The 16475-nt window shown below is 69.6% G+C and carries 14 protein-coding genes and 1 tRNA gene; 6 read left to right on the top strand and 9 right to left on the bottom strand.

Annotation, left to right across the window (positions count from 1 at the left end):
• Nucleotides 1-79: 79 nt before the first annotated feature.
• Nucleotides 80-937 (bottom strand): M24 family metallopeptidase, encoded by an 858-nt coding sequence (locus tag AB0E67_RS19110; protein ID WP_362027937.1) that lies wholly within the window; start codon nt 935-937, stop codon nt 80-82.
• A gap of 288 nt (nt 938-1225) precedes the next feature.
• Between AB0E67_RS19110 and AB0E67_RS19105 the strand changes: the two genes are divergently transcribed.
• From AB0E67_RS19105 to AB0E67_RS19080, 6 genes are all read left to right on the top strand, one after another.
• Complete coding sequence (locus tag AB0E67_RS19105; RefSeq protein WP_362027976.1) at nt 1226-2251, top strand: ABC transporter ATP-binding protein; 1026 nt, start codon at nt 1226-1228, stop codon at nt 2249-2251.
• Nucleotides 2248-3159, top strand: a complete 912-nt coding sequence (locus tag AB0E67_RS19100; protein ID WP_362027934.1) for an ABC transporter permease — start codon at nt 2248-2250, stop codon at nt 3157-3159. Before AB0E67_RS19105 ends, AB0E67_RS19100 begins: the two co-directional genes overlap by 4 nt.
• Nucleotides 3156-4067, top strand: coding sequence for an ABC transporter ATP-binding protein (locus AB0E67_RS19095; RefSeq protein WP_073786455.1), 912 nt, complete (start codon nt 3156-3158; stop codon nt 4065-4067). The genes AB0E67_RS19100 and AB0E67_RS19095 overlap by 4 nt, the downstream gene beginning before the upstream one ends.
• A 30-nt stretch (nt 4068-4097) precedes the next feature.
• Nucleotides 4098-4817 (top strand): ABC transporter permease subunit, encoded by a 720-nt coding sequence (locus tag AB0E67_RS19090; protein WP_362027931.1) that lies wholly within the window; start codon nt 4098-4100, stop codon nt 4815-4817.
• Between the two features lie 565 nt (nt 4818-5382).
• On the top strand, nt 5383-6078 hold the full coding sequence (locus tag AB0E67_RS19085) for a hypothetical protein (RefSeq protein WP_362027974.1): 696 nt from the start codon (nt 5383-5385) through the stop codon (nt 6076-6078).
• 332 nt (nt 6079-6410) lie between these two features.
• A tRNA-Ser gene (locus AB0E67_RS19080) sits at nt 6411-6499 on the top strand.
• A gap of 290 nt (nt 6500-6789) precedes the next feature.
• Here the strand turns inward: AB0E67_RS19080 and AB0E67_RS19075 are convergent.
• From AB0E67_RS19075 to AB0E67_RS19040, 8 genes are all read right to left on the bottom strand, one after another.
• Complete coding sequence (locus AB0E67_RS19075; protein ID WP_362027928.1) at nt 6790-7587, bottom strand: HAD family hydrolase; 798 nt, start codon at nt 7585-7587, stop codon at nt 6790-6792.
• A complete protein-coding gene (serS, locus tag AB0E67_RS19070) occupies nt 7584-8873 on the bottom strand; it encodes a serine--tRNA ligase (RefSeq protein ID WP_362027925.1) in 1290 nt (429 codons plus the stop codon). Before serS ends, AB0E67_RS19075 begins: the two co-directional genes overlap by 4 nt.
• Before the next feature lie 713 nt (nt 8874-9586).
• A complete protein-coding gene (pheA, locus tag AB0E67_RS19065) occupies nt 9587-10522 on the bottom strand; it encodes a prephenate dehydratase (protein ID WP_351517145.1) in 936 nt (311 codons plus the stop codon).
• Nucleotides 10523-10797: 275 nt separating this feature from the next.
• Nucleotides 10798-12087, bottom strand: coding sequence for an iron uptake transporter deferrochelatase/peroxidase subunit (gene efeB / locus AB0E67_RS19060; RefSeq protein ID WP_362027971.1), 1290 nt, complete (start codon nt 12085-12087; stop codon nt 10798-10800).
• Between the two features lie 113 nt (nt 12088-12200).
• Nucleotides 12201-14291, bottom strand: coding sequence for a copper resistance protein CopC (locus tag AB0E67_RS19055; protein ID WP_362027923.1), 2091 nt, complete (start codon nt 14289-14291; stop codon nt 12201-12203).
• Nucleotides 14292-14305: 14 nt separating this feature from the next.
• The gene (locus tag AB0E67_RS19050; RefSeq protein WP_362027920.1) at nt 14306-14761 is read right to left on the bottom strand and encodes a copper chaperone PCu(A)C; all 456 of its coding nucleotides are present in this window, start codon (nt 14759-14761) and stop codon (nt 14306-14308) included.
• Nucleotides 14758-15411 carry an SCO family protein gene (locus tag AB0E67_RS19045; RefSeq protein WP_362027917.1) on the bottom strand — a complete coding sequence of 218 codons (654 nt, stop codon included), beginning with the start codon at nt 15409-15411 and terminating at the stop codon, nt 14758-14760. The genes AB0E67_RS19050 and AB0E67_RS19045 overlap by 4 nt, the downstream gene beginning before the upstream one ends.
• A 211-nt stretch (nt 15412-15622) precedes the next feature.
• Entirely contained in the window at nt 15623-16375 is a 753-nt protein-coding gene (locus tag AB0E67_RS19040) for a YcnI family protein (protein WP_362027914.1), read from the bottom strand.
• Between the last annotated feature and the right edge of the window lie 100 nt (nt 16376-16475).

Here is a 16475-nt window from a genome sequence, read left to right as displayed (position 1 = left end):
GCGTCAACGTCATCTGCGCACTCATCCGTGACCGACGGTGCTACCAAGTCGCACCACCAGTAACCCTCGCGGCTTGACATCAGCATTGGGAAGCCACCCTCTCCTCGGCCCAGCGCCGCACATGCGGCAGATCGTCATCCAGCCAGAAGGCACTCCGTTCGGGGTCCTTGGAGTCGGTGACCACCAGGATCTCCTCGAACTTGGCGCCCGTACCCCGGAATCCGAGGTGGGGTTCGACCGCCCACAGCCCCGGCCGCGGCGGGTGGTCGGAGAAGCGGTACGGGCTCCACAGCGGCGACCAGCCCTCCCGGTGGCCGTGCAGCGCGTCGCTCAGCAGCCCCTTGAGGGACTGGGTGCCGAAGCCGAACACATGTGGGGACCAACGGCGTTCGGGAACGCGGGCGATCTTGTGGGCGATGACGCCGAACGGATACGCGCGATGCCGGTTGGCGTACCCCTGCTTGACCATCAGCCGGTCGACGTCCTCGTAGATCTCGCGCAGCGGACGCCGCTCCCGCACCTCGCGCAGGATCAGCTCGCGGTGCGCCTCCAGATCGGCGAGGAGCTTGTCGTGCAGGGGGTTGGGCCCGAGACAGCCGGAATACCCGATGTCCGCCGTGAACCCCTTGTACACCGGGGCCATGTCGAGGATGAACGGCATCCCCGGCTCCAGCCGCCGGTCGGTCGGGAAGAACTGCAGGGGCACCTTGAAACCGGCGAACGCCGTCCGGTCCCCGAACCAGGCGAACGGGAGGTGGAACCAGTCCCGGACCCCGCGCTCGCGCAGCCAGTCGCGCTGCATCCTGGCCGCCTCGCGCTCGGTCACCCCCGGCACGAGCCGTCCGGCGACCGCCTCGGCGCAGGCGTACGCGAGACGCTGCACCTCCGCGAACCCCCGCAGCTCCGGGGCTCGTTCGTCCTTCACTGCCGAAGCCATGCCACCGTCCGTTCCCTGCTGTGTGCGGTACGTGTCCGTAACGTGACACTGATGAATGTGACAATGTCCCGCGGCTGCGTCAAGGGGTGTGCGGAGACCTGTGGAAAACCGCGGGCACCCGTCACGGCCCCGGATCCCCCTCCGGGTGGTGGTCCCCCTACGGGCCCGTACACCTGGAGTCTGAGGCGCTGTCCAACCCCAGGGCTGATGTGCGGTGTGGCCCGCGCCACTACCGTCGGAGCCGTGACTGTCATCGCGACCGAAAGCCTGAGCAAGCGGTTCCCACGGGTGACCGCGCTCGACCGGCTCTCCCTGGACATCGGACCCGGTGTGACCGGCCTGGTGGGTTCCAACGGAGCCGGTAAATCCACATTGATCAAGATCCTGCTGGGTCTGTCCCCCGCCACCGAGGGCCGGGCCACGGTGCTCGGTCTCGATGTCGCCACCGACGGCGCCGCCATCCGGGAGCGGGTCGGGTACATGCCCGAGCACGACTGCCTGCCGCCGGACGTCTCGGCCACCGAGTTCGTCGTCCACATGGCGCGGATGTCCGGTCTGCCGCCCACCGCAGCGCGTGAGCGCACGGCGGACACCCTGCGCCACGTCGGCCTGTACGAGGAGCGCTACCGCCCCATCGGCGGATACTCGACGGGCATGAAGCAGCGAGTGAAGCTGGCCCAGGCACTCGTGCACGACCCGCGGCTGGTTCTGCTCGACGAGCCGACCAACGGTCTGGACCCGGTCGGCCGCGACGAGATGCTCGGGCTGATCCGCCGCGTCCACACCGATTTCGGCATCTCGGTCCTGGTCACCTCGCACCTCCTGGGCGAGCTGGAACGCACCTGTGACCACGTCGTCGTCATCGACGGCGGCTCCCTGCTGCGGTCCAGCTCCACCAGCGACTTCACCCAGACCACCACGACCCTCGCGGTCGAGGTCACCGACAGCGACACCCATCCCGACGGCACGGCCGCACTGAGCCGGGCCCTCGTCCGGGCCGGCGTCGGTCTCGTGGGCCAGGACGGTCTGGACGGACAGGGGCTGCCCGGCGCGGGCCACATCCTGCTGGTCGAGGCCACCGGCGAGGAGACGTACGACATCGTGCGCGACAGCGTCGCCGCGCTCGGGCTCGGCCTTGTACGGATGGAACAGCGGCGCCACCACATCGCCGAGGTCTTCCGCACCGAGGAGGAGCCCCGGACCGGCGCCGCCGCAGGAGATACGGCGGCCATGCCGGCGCCCGCCGAGCCCGCGACCGGGCCCGCCACGGCCGCGGACCGGAAGGGCCTTGCAGCAGAGGGGGATCGGCCGTGACGAGCACACAGACCGGAGCCGTGAGCGGGAGCGACACCTCCCGTATCCACAACATCGGGTACCGCTCCTACGACGGTCCCCGGCTCGGCCGCGGCTATGCGCGCCGCTCGCTGTACTCGCAGTCCCTGCGGGGCGCCTTCGGACTGGGACGTTCCGCCAAGTCCAAGGTGCTGCCGATGCTTCTCCTCGGCGTGATGTGCGTGGTCGCGGCGATCATCGTCGCCGTCTCCATCTCCATTCCGGGCAGCACGGCCCTGCAGATCAAGTACACGTCCTTCGCGATCTACATGCAGGCCGTCATCGGCCTGTTCGTAGCCGCCCAGGCGCCGCAGTCGGTTTCCAGGGATCTGCGTTTCAGAAGTGTTCCGCTGTACTTCTCCCGACCGATCGAGCGCGTCGACTACGTCGTCGCCAAACTGGCTGCCATGGCGTCCGCGCTGCTCATCCTCACCGGGGCGCCACTCGTGATCCTCTACGCGGGCGCGCTGCTGGGGAAGTTCGACTTCGTCGAGCAGACCAAGGGATTCGGACAAGGGATGCTGTCGGTGACGCTGCTCTCCGTGCTCTTCGCCGGACTGGGGCTGGTGATGGCGGCACTGACGCCGCGCCGCGGCTTCGGTGTCGCCGCGGTGATCGCCGTGCTGACCATCTCCTACGGCGCGGTCTCCACGGTGCAGGCCATCGCCTGGCAGACGGGTTCCGAGGGCGCCGTCGAGTGGCTGGGGCTGTTCTCCCCGATCACGCTGATCGGGGGCGTGCAGGCCGCGTTCCTCGGCGCCAGTTCACCCTTCCCCGGCGGGGCGGTCCCCGGGGTCGGTGTCGGCGCGGTCTATCTGTTCGCTGTTCTCGCGCTCGTCGCCGGCTCGTACGCCGTACTGATGCGCCGCTACCGGAGGGTCGGGCTGTGACCACCATCGAGATCGACCACACCTCGCGCTGGTTCGGCAACGTGGTCGCCGTCAACGACGTGAGCATGACGGTGGGACCGGGCGTCACCGGGCTGCTCGGGCCCAATGGCGCGGGCAAGTCCACGCTGATCAACATGATGGCCGGCTTCCTCGCCCCGTCGACGGGCACCGTCACGCTCGACGGACGGGCGATCTGGCGGAACGAGGCGGTGTACAAGGAGATCGGCATCGTCCCGGAGCGGGAGGCGATGTACGACTTCCTGACCGGCCGCGAGTTCGTCGTCGCCAACGCGGAACTCCAGGGCCTCGGCGACGCGGAGGCACGTCGGGCTTTGGCCACGGTCGAGATGGAGTACGCGCAGGACCGGAAGATCTCCACATACAGCAAGGGCATGCGCCAACGCGTGAAGATGGCGTCCGCCCTGGTCCACGAGCCGTCGGTGCTGCTCCTCGACGAACCGTTCAACGGGATGGACCCGCGTCAGCGGATGCAGCTGATGGAGCTGCTGCGGTTGATGGGGGCCGAGGGACGTACCGTGCTCTTCTCCTCCCACATCCTCGAAGAGGTCGAGCAACTCGCCTCGCACATCGAGGTGATCGTGGCGGGACGGCACGCGGCATCCGGTGACTTCCGGAAGATCCGCAGGCTGATGACGGACCGCCCCCACCGCTACCTCGTCCGCTCCAGCGACGACCGCGCCCTCGCCGCCGCGCTCATCGCCGACCCGTCGACGGCCGGTATCGAGGTGGACCTGGGCGAGCGGGCCCTGCGCATCCAGGCGGTCGACTTCGGGCGCTTCACCGAACTGCTGCCGAAGGTGGCACGCGAGCACGGAATCCGTCTCCTGACCGTCTCGCCGTCCGACGAGTCCCTCGAATCGGTCTTCTCCTATCTCGTAGCGGCCTGAGTAGTGGCCTGAAAGGAGCTGTGAATCGTCATGTACGACCCCACAGTCGCCCGGCTCACCTACCGGGCCCTGCTCGGCCGACGCCGGGCCGCCATCCTCTTCGTCCTGCCGGTGCTGCTGGTGGCCATCGCCGTGGCGGTACGGATGTTCGCCGGAGCCGACGACCAGATCGCGTCGGACGTGCTGGGAGGCTTCGCCATCGCCACGATGGTGCCGCTGATCGGCGTGATCGCCGGAACCGGGGCCATCGGTCCCGAGATCGACGACGGATCGATCGTCTACCTGCTGGCCAAGCCGGTGAAGCGACCGACGATCATCTCCACCAAGCTGATCGTGTCCATCGCCGTCACCATGGTCTTCTCCGCGCTGCCCACACTGATCGCCGGCCTGATCCTCAATGGCAACGGCCAGCAGATCGCGGTGGCGTACACCATCGCGGCGCTGGTCGCCTCGATCGCGTACAGCTCGCTGTTCCTGCTGCTGGGCACGGTCAGCCGGCACGCGGTGGTCTTCGGCCTCGTCTACGCGCTGGTTTGGGAGGCCCTGTTCGGCTCGTTGGTGCCGGGGGCGCGCACGCTCAGTGTGCAGCAGTGGTCCCTCGCGGTGGCCGAGAAGGTCGGCGGCGACGGTGCGATCACTTCCGACGTCGGGCTGCCGGTCGCGACCGCCCTGCTGGTCGCGGTCACGGTGGCGGCGACCTGGTACGCCGGTCAGAAGCTGCGCACACTGAAGCTGGCCGGGGAGGAGTGAGCCCGGTCGGGGAGGAGCGCGTGGGCCCACGAAGGGTCGAGGCTGCCCGGTGAGCGGGGGGCCGCGGCGGGTGGAGCCGCCCGGTCAGTCAGGGCGGTGGTGCGTGGAGCCGCCCGATGCATGTCGGTCGGGTCACGGCACGCAGGCTGCGCCGTGAGGGTGTGAGGCCGTTGAGGGCGTGAGGAGAGGGTGTCCGGTGCGCCCGACTCTGGTGAGTGCCCGGGAGCCCGTGAACGCGGCCTGAGCCGGGCGCCTTTCCGCCCGGCTTCCCTCTCCCGGTGCCCCGACCCCCTGCCGCCCTTGTCGACCCTCGCCCGTCGGGCGGGGGTTGACGCGTTTCGGACACAAGTGCCCGTAACTGTACGGTTATCGGTTCGTTATGCGGGGCGCGTGGAGGCAACTGGGATCCGTGGCGTCGTAGCGTTCGTGAATCGGGTATTGCCGATGCCGGTGGGGGAGTGCTCGCCGGGTCGGTCGTCGAGTGAGTGGCAACTGTGAGCGTCCTCCGCCCTCAGGCCCGGGACAGGGCTGTCCATCACTGGTTCCACGATCGGAAGGCATGCCCATGCCCGCAGAAGTCGCCCTGCTCGAATCGCGTGCGCTGCGCGTCGAACAGGTGGGACGCGTCGATGTCCTCGACAAGGTCAAGGCCCTTGTCATGCTCCCGGACGGAATTCACCTTCGCACAGAGGACGTGGCTCGCTACTTCGAAGTATCCACAGAGGCCGTCAAGAAGGTCACCCAGCGGCATCGGGCCGAGGTCGAAGAAAACGGGCTCAGACTGCTTCGTGGCTCTGAGCTGCGGGAATTCCATAGGGACATGTTGTCCCTATGGGACGGTGAGCGAAGTGGAAGTTATCCACAGGCTCCTGCTCGGCTCACCCTCTACACCCGAAGGACCGTGCTCAACGTGGCGATGCTTCTTCGCGACAGCGACATCGCCCGATGCGTTCGTACGTATCTGCTCGACGCCGAGCAGGACCTCCAGGCGGGCTACGCCTCGCTCGAACGCCGCGTCACCCGGGTCGAGAGCTGCCTCGCCGGAGTGGGCAGCGCGCTCCAGGAACTCGGGCCCGTCCTCGACCGGATGTCGCATCGGCTCGACAGCCTCGACCGGAGACTGGACCTCACCCATCGGGTCGTCGGCGCCATGAGCGTGCGGCTGGGGCATCTGTCCGAGGATGTCGTGCGGATCGACGGCAGGATGGACGATCTCGCCCGCCGTCTGCAGGAGTTGAATCGCAGGGGCAGGCAGCGCTGACCTGCGGGCCGTTCACGGCCCTTCGGCGTTGCCCGAAATCGAGTGGCGCCCAAGGGCCTTCCTGGGCAAAGTAGTTGGTGCGACACGTGCTGGACCGGGCCCTGCGGGCCCGAGCCCCGGCACAGTGCACGCGCCCAACGACAGCCGTACGCCCGCGTGTACGCCACAGACCGGGAGAGGAGCGCGACGATGACCGACAGTCCGAGTCCGTCGAGTTCCCATCAGGGCGGCCCCGAGACGGCGCCGGAGTAGTCACCGACGACTCCGCCGCGCCGATCGGGGCAGGACGCCCGGGGCGGCTTCTTCGCGCCTTCGCGCGCGGCCGCCCTCCCGGAGGATTGGCCGAGTGGTAAGGCAGCGGCTTGCTAAGCCGTCGTCGGGGCCGTGAAACCCCGCGCGCGTTCGATCCGCGCATCCTCCGCCGAGCTTGCCCGCGGTGTGGACACCGATACGGCTGCGGCAGATGCTGCCCGCTGCCCGCTGCCCGCTGCCCGCTGCCCGCTGCCCGGGGCCCGGGGCCCGGGGCCCGGGCCCGGGGCCGTGCCGGTTCGTGTCCGGCTTCTGTACGCGTACCGTCCTCGCACGGGAGCGGCGGTGTACGACCGGACGCGGGCGATACACGTACGACCGGCTCACCCGTGCCCGGCCCCGTACGGCGAGCGGCCCCGGGCCGGCGCCCGGGGCCGAACACCGCCTGTTCGAGGACTCGGCCTAGAGCAGGCGCTCCAGAACCACGGCGATGCCGTCGTCCTCGTTGGACGCCGTGATCTCCTGGGCCACGGCCTTCAGGTCCTCGTGCGCGTTGGCCATGGCCACACCGTGCCGTGCCCAGGCGAACAGCGGGATGTCGTTCGGCATGTCGCCGAAGGCCAGCGTCTCCGCGGCCTTCACGCCCAGGCGGCGTGCGGCGAGCGAGAGCCCGGTCGCCTTGCTCAGCCCCAGCGGGAGGATCTCCACCGTGCCCGGACCGGCCATGACCACGTCCACCAGATTGCCGACGGCCGCTCGCGCGGCCTTCGTCAGAGCGTTGTCGTCCAGCTCCGGGTGCTGGATGTAGACCTTGTTCAGCGGGGCGGCCCACAGCTCGGCCGGGTCCTGCGCCACGATGGACGGCAGCGGCCCGTCCTGGACGCGGTAGCCGGGGCCGATCACCACCTCGCCGTCGAGTCCGTCGCGGCTCGCCGCCAGCGCCAGCGGGCCGACCTCGGCCTCGACCTTGGACAGCGCGAGCCCGGCGAGCTGCCGGTCCAGTGTCAGCGAGGTCAGCAGCCTGTGCTCGCCCGCGTGGTAGACCTGCGCTCCCTGGCCACAGACCGCGAGGCCCTCGTAGCCGAGGTCGTCCAGGATGTGCCGGGTCCACGGCACACCGCGGCCGGTGACGATGATGTGTGCGGCACCGGCCGCGGCGGCCCCGGTCAGCGCCGCACGGGTGCGTTCGGAGACCGTCTCGTCATTGCGCAGCAGCGTGCCGTCGAGGTCGGTCGCGACGAGTTTGTACGGAAAGGTCACTTGGCGACCGGATCCAGCACCTCGCGCCCACCCAGGTACGGCCGGAGGACCTCGGGGACCCGTACCGAACCGTCGGCCAGCTGGTGGTTCTCCAGGAGCGCCACGATCGTGCGCGGCACGGCGCAGAGCGTGCCGTTCAGCGTGGCCAGCGGCTGGAGGACCTTCTTGCCGTCGCGGGTGTCGCGCATCCGGACGGACAGACGGCGCGCCTGGAAGCTGTTGCAGTTCGACGCGGACGTCAGCTCGCGGTACTTGCCCTGGGTCGGGATCCACGCCTCGCAGTCGAACTTGCGGGCGGCCGAGGCGCCCAGATCGCCGGTGGCGACATCGATCACCTGGAACGGCAGCTCAAGGGCGGTGAGCCACTGCTTCTCCCAGTCGAGGAGCCTGCGGTGCTCGGCCTCGGCGTCCGCGGGGTCGACGTACGAGAACATCTCCACCTTGTCGAACTGGTGGACGCGGAAGATGCCCCGGGTGTCCTTGCCGTACGTGCCGGCCTCGCGGCGGTAGCACGGCGAGAAGCCCGCGTACCGCAGCGGCAGCTTGTCGGCCTCGATGATCTCGTCCATGTGGTAGGCGGCGAGCGGGACCTCGGAGGTGCCGACCAGGTAGAAGTCGTCCTTCTCCAGGTGGTACACGTTCTCCGCGGCCTGGCCGAGGAAGCCGGTGCCCTCCATGGCGCGCGGGCGGACCAGCGCGGGCGTCAGCATCGGGACGAAGCCGGCCTCGGTGGCCTGCGCGATCGCCGCGTTGACGAGGGCGAGCTCCAGCAGCGCGCCGATGCCCGTCAGGTAGTAGAAGCGCGATCCCGAGACCTTGGCGCCGCGCTCCATGTCGATGGCGCCCAGCATCTCGCCGAGTTCCAGGTGGTCCCTGGGCTCGAAGCCCTCGGCCCCGAAGTCACGGATCGTGCCGTGGGTCTCCAGGACGACGAAGTCCTCCTCGCCGCCGACCGGCACGTCCTCGTGAACGATGTTGCCGAGCTTGAGCATCAGGCTCCTGGCCTCGGCGTCCGCCTCGTCCTGTGCCGCGTCGGCCGCCTTGACGTCGGCCTTCAGCTGTTCGGCACGCTTGAGCAGCTCGGCGCGCTCCTCGGGCTTCGCCTTGGGGATGAGCTTGCCGAGCGACTTCTGCTCGGAACGGAGTTCGTCGAAGCGGACGCCGGACGACCTGCGCCGCTCGTCGGCGGAGAGAAGGGCGTCGACGAGGTCGACGTCCTCTCCACGGGCGCGCTGGGAGGCGCGAACACGGTCGGGGTCCTCACGGAGCAGGCGAAGGTCAATCACCCCTCCAGGCTACCGGTGCGCGCTTCCACAGCTCGAACCGATATTGCCGAGCGTGTCATTTTGCCCGAATTGTGAGAATTGATAAATGGCGGGGGTATTGTGCATTCGGCGTCGGGCCCGATTGTGTTCGGTGTCGGATCCGGCCGGTCAACGAAATGAGTTTACTCCCCCAAAGGGGGCGGAGAGTGGTGGCCTCGTTGACGCATCTGCCCCGTGAAGGGCGGGAGTTGAGGTCTCCTTGTCCACAGGTGTCGACCTCTGTGCGAGTTATCCACAGGCTGTGGGGAAAGTCTGTGGATGGCGGAGGGGTGTGCTCCGAAAGTGATGCCGTGGCGCGCAGAATCTTCTCTCAAACCTGCCGAGGGCGCCCGTTCGGGTGGGGATTCCTTGTTTTGCAGGGCTGATCACCGGAATCGGGGCGGTGGTGGGCGACCTGGCCGGGTCGGGTGGCTGTGGATGCATCCGAGTCGATCGGGGCGATATGTCGATCGTGTCGCATTTCGATGTCGACTTGTCCCCAGGTCGAGAACCGTCCCTGTGGATAACTCCTGGGTGGCGGGGGAGTCGAAAATCGGCTGGTGATATCGGCCTGGCACCGGCTCCCGGCCTGGCCCTGTTTTCCGGCCTGGCCCTGCTCCTGGCTTCGCTCTCGGCCCCGGCCCCACTCTTGTGGTCCGGGTCCCGCCCCGTTCCGGGGCTGTCGTGGAGCGGTGTCAGACCCGGCCGTCCAGGTTCCGGGCCAGCCAGTCGGCGGCTTCGGTGAACTCCGCGTCCGATGTGCCGGGCCGCAGCGGCCGTACGTCCTTCGGCTCCACCCCGGCCCGCGGATACGACCCGAGAAACCGTACGTTCGGACAGATCCGCTTCAGGCCCATCAACGCCTCGCCGACCCGCCGGTCCGCGATGTGACCCTCGGCATCCACCGCGAAGCAGTAGTTGCCGATGCCCGCGCCCGTCGGCCGCGACTGGATCAGCATCAGGTTCACTCCGCGTACCGCGAACTCCTGGAGCAGTTCGAGCAACGCACCGGGCTGGTCCTCGCCCAGCCAGATGACCACCGACGTCTTGTCCGCACCCGTCGGCGCGGCGGGCCGGGCCGGGCGGCCCACCAGGACGAAGCGGGTCTGCGCGTTCTCCGCGTCGTGGATCTCGGTGACCAGCGGCTCCAAGCCGTACGTCGCCGCCGCGAACTCACCGGCGAAGGCGGCGTCGTACCGCCCCTCCTGCACCAGCCGGGCGCCGTCCGCGTTGGACGCAGCGGATTCCCACACGGCGTCCGGGAGATGGGCGGCCATCCAGTTGCGCACCTGCGGCTGCGCGGCCGGATGCGCGGTGACCGACTTGATGTCGGACAGCTGGGTCCCGGGCCGCACCAGCAGCGCGAAGCTGATGGAGAGCAGCACCTCGCGGTAGATCATCAGTGGCTCGCCGGTGGCCAGCTCGTCGAGCGTCGTGGTGATGCCGCCCTCGACCGAGTTCTCGATCGGCACGAGCGCCGCGGCGGCGGATCCGCTGCGCACCGCGTCCAGGGCCGCCGGGACGGAGACCATCGGTACGAGTTCGCGGGTGGCGGCTTCCGGGAGCGTACGGAGGGCGACCTCGGTGAAGGTGCCTTCGGGGCCGAGATAGGCGTAGCGCGTGGCGGACATACCGTCACCCTAGTGCCCCTCCCGGCGACGTCCGCCCCGTCGCACCGCCCCGGACCCGCACGCTCGACGCGGCGTCGGCCACGAGCTCCCGCGGGGGCGGCCACAAGCCCTCGTGAGGTCGGTCCGAGGGCTTCCGGCGGCTTCGCGCCGAGGTTTCGGGAATCCAGCCGGGGTTTCGGGAATCCAGCCGGGGTTTCGGGAATCCAGCCGGGGTTTCGGGAATCCAGCCGGGGTTTCAGGAATCCAGCCGGGGTTTCAGGAATCCAGCCGGGGTTTCAGGAATCCAGAAGCCGCTGCCCCACGTACTCGCCCTCCGCCGCCCCGCCCGGTACCGCGAACAGGCCGCTGGCCTCGTGCCGGATGAAGGGCGACAGGGCGTCTCCCCGGTCCAGCTTGCGCTGCACCGGCACGAACCCGCGCAGCGGATCCGCCTGCCAGCAGATGAACAGCAGTCCGGCGTCCGGAGTCCCGTCCGACGCGATGCCGTCGTGGTAGGAGAACGGGCGCCTCAGCATGGCCGCGCCACTGTTCTTCTGCGGGGAGGAAATCCGGGAGTGCGCGTTGTCCGGAATCAGGAGCCTGCCGTCCGGACCGGCCTTGTCGAGGTTCATGGGCGTGGTCTCGGAGCCGCCGCTGAGCGGGGAGCCGTCCGTCTTGCGCCGCCCTATGACCCGTTCCTGCCGTTCCACCGAGAGCTTCTCCCAGTCGTCGAGCAGCATCCTGATCCGGCGCACGACCGCGTACGAACCGCCTGCCAGCCAGTCGTGCCGGGCGTCCGTCCCCGTCGCCGGGACGAAGACGCGCTGGTCGAAGTCGTCGTCGGCGGGCTTGGGATTGCCGGTGCCGTCGATCTGGCCCATCAGGTTGCGGGCGGTCATCGGCCGTGCGGTGGCACCCGGAGTGCGGTTGAAGCCGTTCATCTGCCAGCGGAGCCGGGTGGATCCGGCGGCCTCCTTCTGCACGGCGCGCAGTGCGTGGAAGGCGACGAGCGCGTCGTCGGCCCCGATCTGCACCCAGAGGTCGCCGTCGGACTGCTTGAGGTCGATGCGGTCGTTGGAGAACGGCGGCAGCGGGTCGAGCCCCGGCGGGCGGCGGTCGACCAGGCCGGTGCGGTCGAAGAAGGTGCGCCCGAAACCGAAGGTGATGGTCAGCGACGACGGTCCGGCGTCCAGGGAGATACCGGTGTCGTGGGTCGTGCCGTCCGCCGCACCACCGTCCGCTGGTTCACCGGCCATGAGGCGTCGAGCCACGTCCGACCAGCGGTGCATCAGGGCGGCTGCTTCCTTGCGGCCCGCACCGGGCGCCAGGTCGAAGGCGAGGAGATGGCCGCATGCCTGAAGCGGAGTGGTGATCCCTGGTTGGTGTTTCCCGTGAAACATCACCTGTGTGGATCCGACCGCGGTCAGGGCGGTCGGCGCGTCGGGCCGGGTGGCGGCATAGCCGGTCGCACCACCGGCCGCCCCCAGTACCAGGCCGGCGGCACCGGTCGCGCCCACGCCGCCCAGCAGCCGCCGCCGGGAGAGGCCGCCATGGCCGCTGCTCTCGCCGTTCCCGCCGGTGGCGATGCTTCCGTCGTCGCTGCTGCTCTTGCTCTTGCCGTTGATTCCGCCGTTGTTGCTGTCGTTCTTACCGGCCGTACTGCCGTTGTCGGTCTTCTTGTACACGCTCACGATTCCGCTCAGCCGATCTTCACGTTCTTGTCGACGGTCGTCTGGTCGATGTCCGAGGTACGCACGGTCACCGCGACCTTCCAGTCGCCCGCCATCGGGATCTGGACGCCGCTCGCGGTCCAATGGCCCTCGGCGAACCGGGTGGGGACGGTGGGAAGCGGGCCGATGCCCTTGGACTCCAAGGTGAAGGCGACCTTCAACTCGGGGACGTCCATGGCCTTGCCCCCGGGGCCCTCGACCCAGATGTGGAGTTCGTCGTTGCCGGTACGACCGGGGTCGATGTCCATGCGCACCGTCCCCTTGCCGTTCTCGCCGCCCGTGTCGAACGGCAGCTTCACGGTGACCGGGCCCTCGGCCGCCGAGACGGCCGCCGTCGTGGAGCCACGGGCCTCCTCCTCGGTGCGCCCCGGCTCGGTCGAGGTCAGCACGGTCGTCACGGCCAGGAGCGCGACGGCGACACCGACCTCTGTCAGGACCGAACGGCGCAGCCCCGAACGGTCGGGGTCGGCGTCGCGGAGCCGCTTCTTCGCGGCGGTGGCCACGGCGGCCCGCTGCCGGGCGAGCTGTGCGGTCCGCGCAGGGTCCTCGGTCGCCGGTGCCAACATCGATGTGGGCGCCGAGGAGTCCGCGTCTGTGGTGCCGGTGCCGGTGCCTGCACCGGTATCGGTTCCCGCACCGCTGTCCGTCACGGCGGCACCGCTGTCCGTGACGGCGGCCCCGGTGGCGTCGTCGTCCCGCTGCCCCCTCGTACCGGCCTCGGCGCTCTCGCCGTCGCGCCGCTCCGCACCGGCATGAGCACCGGCACCGCCCAGGACCAGCCGCGCGGTCCAGCGGCGCGAGCTCCAGGCGATCGCGACCATGACGGCGACGAGCCCCACCTTCACGAGCAGCAGCTGTCCGTAGTCCGTGCCGGTGAGCGCGGACCAGCTGCCGACCTGGCGCCAGGACTGGTAGATCCCGGTGGCGGTGAGCACCAGCACGCTGCCGAAGGCGATACGGGAGAAGCGCCCCACCGCCGCCGCATCGATGTCCGGAGTCCGGTAGAGCGCGACGAGCAGTGCCGTCAGTCCGCCCAGCCAGGCGGCGACGGCCAGCAGATGGAGCAGGTCGACCGGCATGGCGATGCCGGGCTGGAGGCCCGCCGAGGCGTGCTCGGCGAGCGACCAGGTAGCGGCGATCCCCGCGGCGATCACCACCCCGCCCGCGGCCAGTCCGAACGTGAGGTCCTTCCGCTCGTGCTCGTCCGCGCGCCTCGCCTGTGTCCGTGCGTACGCCCCGAACAACACGGCGATGAAGAGGGCGGACGCGCCGAGCAGCAGCAGCCGGGAGACGAGCGCAGCCCCGGGCTTCGTGTCGAGCACGGCCTTCAGTCCGTCGAGGTCGAAGACGTCCGCGAGCTTCCCCGAGCCGGTGTAGGGGCTGCGCAGCATCAGCATGACCAGCGTGGCGACGGTGAGCGTCATCCAGCCCCGTACGACCAGGCGCTGCAGGGGCCGCGCGCCCGCACCGCGCGGCCAGCAGGCCAGCACGAAGGCGGAGCCGCCGACCAGCAGGATGAAACCGGCGTACGCGACGTAGCGCGTGATGTCGTAGAGGGCGCCGACGAGGCCGCCGCCCGCCTCCTTCGAAGGGAGGGCGACGTTGGTCTTCGAGGGGGCTCCGACGGAGAACGTGAAGGCGCCCGAGATGGGGTGGCTGTCCGCCGACACGGCCTGCCAGGCGACGGTGTACGTGCCGTCGGGCAGCCCGGAGCGCAGCGGGACGCTGTACTCCATGGCGGAGCCGCACCGGAGATTACGTGGTGGGGTGCCGGTGTCGGCACGTTTGCCGCCGGGGTCCAGGACCCTGATGGAGTCCTTGTCGAGCGCGACGGATTCGGAGAAGGTGAGCTTGATGTCCTGGGGAGCGGTGTCGACCACCGCCCCGTCCTGCGGATCGCTCCCGGTGAGCGCGGCGTGCGCGGCCGCAGGGCCCGCGCCGCCCAGCAGCAGGCCGAACACCATGCCGACGAGGGCGGTGAGGAGCGCGGCCGCGGCCAGGGGGCGGCGTGTCGCGGAGGCGGCCGGGGACGGTCCGAAGTGCGGGGCGGTGGCTGTCATGACGTGTCAGTCCCTCACTGCTTCTTCGGGTTGTAGGTGGTCTCCTTCACGGGAAGGTCGACCTTGATCGTGTCGGCCTTCTCGAAGTGCAGCTCGACAGAAACCTTGTCGCCCTGCTTGGGCTGTTCCTTGAGCTTCATGAACATGAGGTGGTTTCCGCCGCGTTCCAGATCCAGCCGGCCGCCCGCGGGCACCTCGAAGGACTTCACCATGCGCATCGCCCCGTTCTTCGTCTCGTGCATCGAGACGTCGTCCGAGAGCGGGCTGGTGACCGAGGTGAGCCGGTCGGAGGTGCCGCCGCTGTTCTTCACGACGAGGAAGCCCGCCGCCATGTCGTCGACCGGCTGCGGCATGAACGCGCCGGTCACCTTCAGTTCGGGCTCGTCGTTACCGGACGAGCATCCCGTCAGTGTCAGTGCCAGCCCGGTGGCGAGTGCGGCGGCTCCGGCGAGGGCGGTACGGCGGTTCACGGGTTCTCCCCCTTGACGATCTCGGGCAAGTCCTTGGTGTAGTCCCCGGGCGAGGTGTCCTCGCTGTAGATCAGGTAGCCCTTGTCGGTCTTCGGGGAGAACGCGACGACCTGGGAGCCGTGCATCGAGACGACCGTGCCGTCCTTCTCCTTCTTCGGCGCGTCGATGCCGATGCCGATCTGGCGTGCACCCGCCTGGATGGCCGGGAAGTCGCCGGTGAGGCCGATGAAGGAGGGGTCCTGGGACTTGAGCCAGGTGCCCAGAGAGGAGGGGGTGTCCCGCTCCGGGTCGGTGGTCACGAAGACGACCCGGAGGTTGTCCTGGTCGGCCTTGGGGAGGGACTTCTTGGCGATGGAGATGTTGCTCATGATGAGCGGGCAGACGTCGGGGCAGTTGGTGTAGCCGAAGTAGATCAGCGTCGGCTTGCCCTTCGTCTGCTCCCGGAGGTCGTACTTCTTCCCGTGGGTGTCGGTGAGGACGAGGTCGGGCTTGGTGAACGGCTGGTCGAGCACCGTCGCGGCCTTGGTCTTGGCCGGGACGGAGACGTCGGCCACGGGCTGCTTGGCGGCGGTGCCGTCGTCGCCGCAGGCGGACAGGGTGAGCGCCGCCGCGGCGGCGAACGCCGCGGCCAGCACTGTCTTCTTACGCATGGAGCACTGAATCCTGGTGGGTCGATGGGGTTGGTGGGGCGAGGGGACTGGTGGATCGGAGGACTGGTGGGCGGAGAGGGCGCCACGGAGCCTCGGCTCGGACGCCGCGTCACCGCGGGACCCGGGCGGGCGCCGCGGCACCGTGGACCGGAGGCCCCGGGCGCCGCTGCACCCGGGAACCGTGGGAACCGGCACCGGACGGTTTGCCCGGTCAGGCGTTGCGGCGACGGCCCGCGAGGACACCGAAGGCCACCCCCGCAGCACCGATGACGATCCCGACGATGCCGAGGACGCGGGCCGTGGTGTCGCTGTTCGACGCGTCGGACGCCTCGGCGGAGGCCGTCGTGCGCTCGTCCGACTCGTGCGCGGACCCGGTACCGTTCTTGTCGTCGGTGCCCGCGCCGTGGCCGCCGTCGGCCGGCGCGGTCAGCTTGAGGACCGGTGCCGGACTCTCCGGCTCGGCGGCGCCGTCCTTCTGCTCCTCGATCCAGCGGACGACTTCCTTGTTGTCGTACGTCTGGACGGCCTTGAACACGAGCTGATCGGCGTCCTCGGGGAGCTGGCCGATGGACAGTGGGAACTGCTGGAAGTAGCCCGGGCGGATACCGGCCTCGTCCTTGTCGCCCTTGGCGGTCCAGGTGACCTTGGAGACGGCCTCGTCGATCTTCTTGCCGTGCATGTCGAGCGGCTTGGCCAGCTTGCTCTTGGTGACCTCGATGTCCCAGCCCGGCACGGCCTGCGGCGTGACCGAGGCCAGCGGGTGGTCGGTGGGGAAGCTGACTTCGAGCTTGACCGTCGAGGCGTTGTCGCGCTCGTTGGGGACCTTGATGTTGACCGAAGCGTAGCCGCCCTTGGCGGCCTCGCCCAGCGGCTGCACGGACACGTGCGCGGAGGCGGTGCCCGCGAGAAGCAGGACGGTGGACGCGGCGATGCCGCCTGCCAGGGCGATGCGGGAAACGTTCATGACGGGAATCACTCCACGGAAGCACAGAGGAAAGGTGGCCCGGTGCGCGGTCGCGCACCGGTGTCGCGACACCTCTTCCCATTCGCGGCGCGCATACATC

Origin of the sequence: Streptomyces sp. NPDC032161, from assembly GCF_040636995.1 — a bacterium.
Lineage (GTDB): Bacteria > Actinomycetota > Actinomycetes > Streptomycetales > Streptomycetaceae > Streptomyces.
This window is presented reverse-complemented; position numbering and strand designations above follow the sequence as displayed.

Excerpts from the sequence above, each read along its gene's own strand:
- AB0E67_RS19090 (WP_362027931.1), top strand. The coding sequence starts at position 4,098 with ATGTACGACCCCACAGTCGCCCGGCTCACCTACCGGGCCCTGCTCGGC.
- pheA (WP_351517145.1), bottom strand. The coding sequence starts at position 10,522 with ATGTCCGCCACGCGCTACGCCTATCTCGGCCCCGAAGGCACCTTCACC.
- AB0E67_RS19040 (WP_362027914.1), bottom strand. The coding sequence starts at position 16,375 with ATGAACGTTTCCCGCATCGCCCTGGCAGGCGGCATCGCCGCGTCCACC.
- AB0E67_RS19055 (WP_362027923.1), bottom strand. The coding sequence starts at position 14,291 with ATGACAGCCACCGCCCCGCACTTCGGACCGTCCCCGGCCGCCTCCGCG.
- AB0E67_RS19110 (WP_362027937.1), bottom strand. The coding sequence starts at position 937 with ATGGCTTCGGCAGTGAAGGACGAACGAGCCCCGGAGCTGCGGGGGTTC.
- AB0E67_RS19045 (WP_362027917.1), bottom strand. The coding sequence starts at position 15,411 with ATGCGTAAGAAGACAGTGCTGGCCGCGGCGTTCGCCGCCGCGGCGGCG.
- AB0E67_RS19085 (WP_362027974.1), top strand. The coding sequence starts at position 5,383 with ATGCCCGCAGAAGTCGCCCTGCTCGAATCGCGTGCGCTGCGCGTCGAA.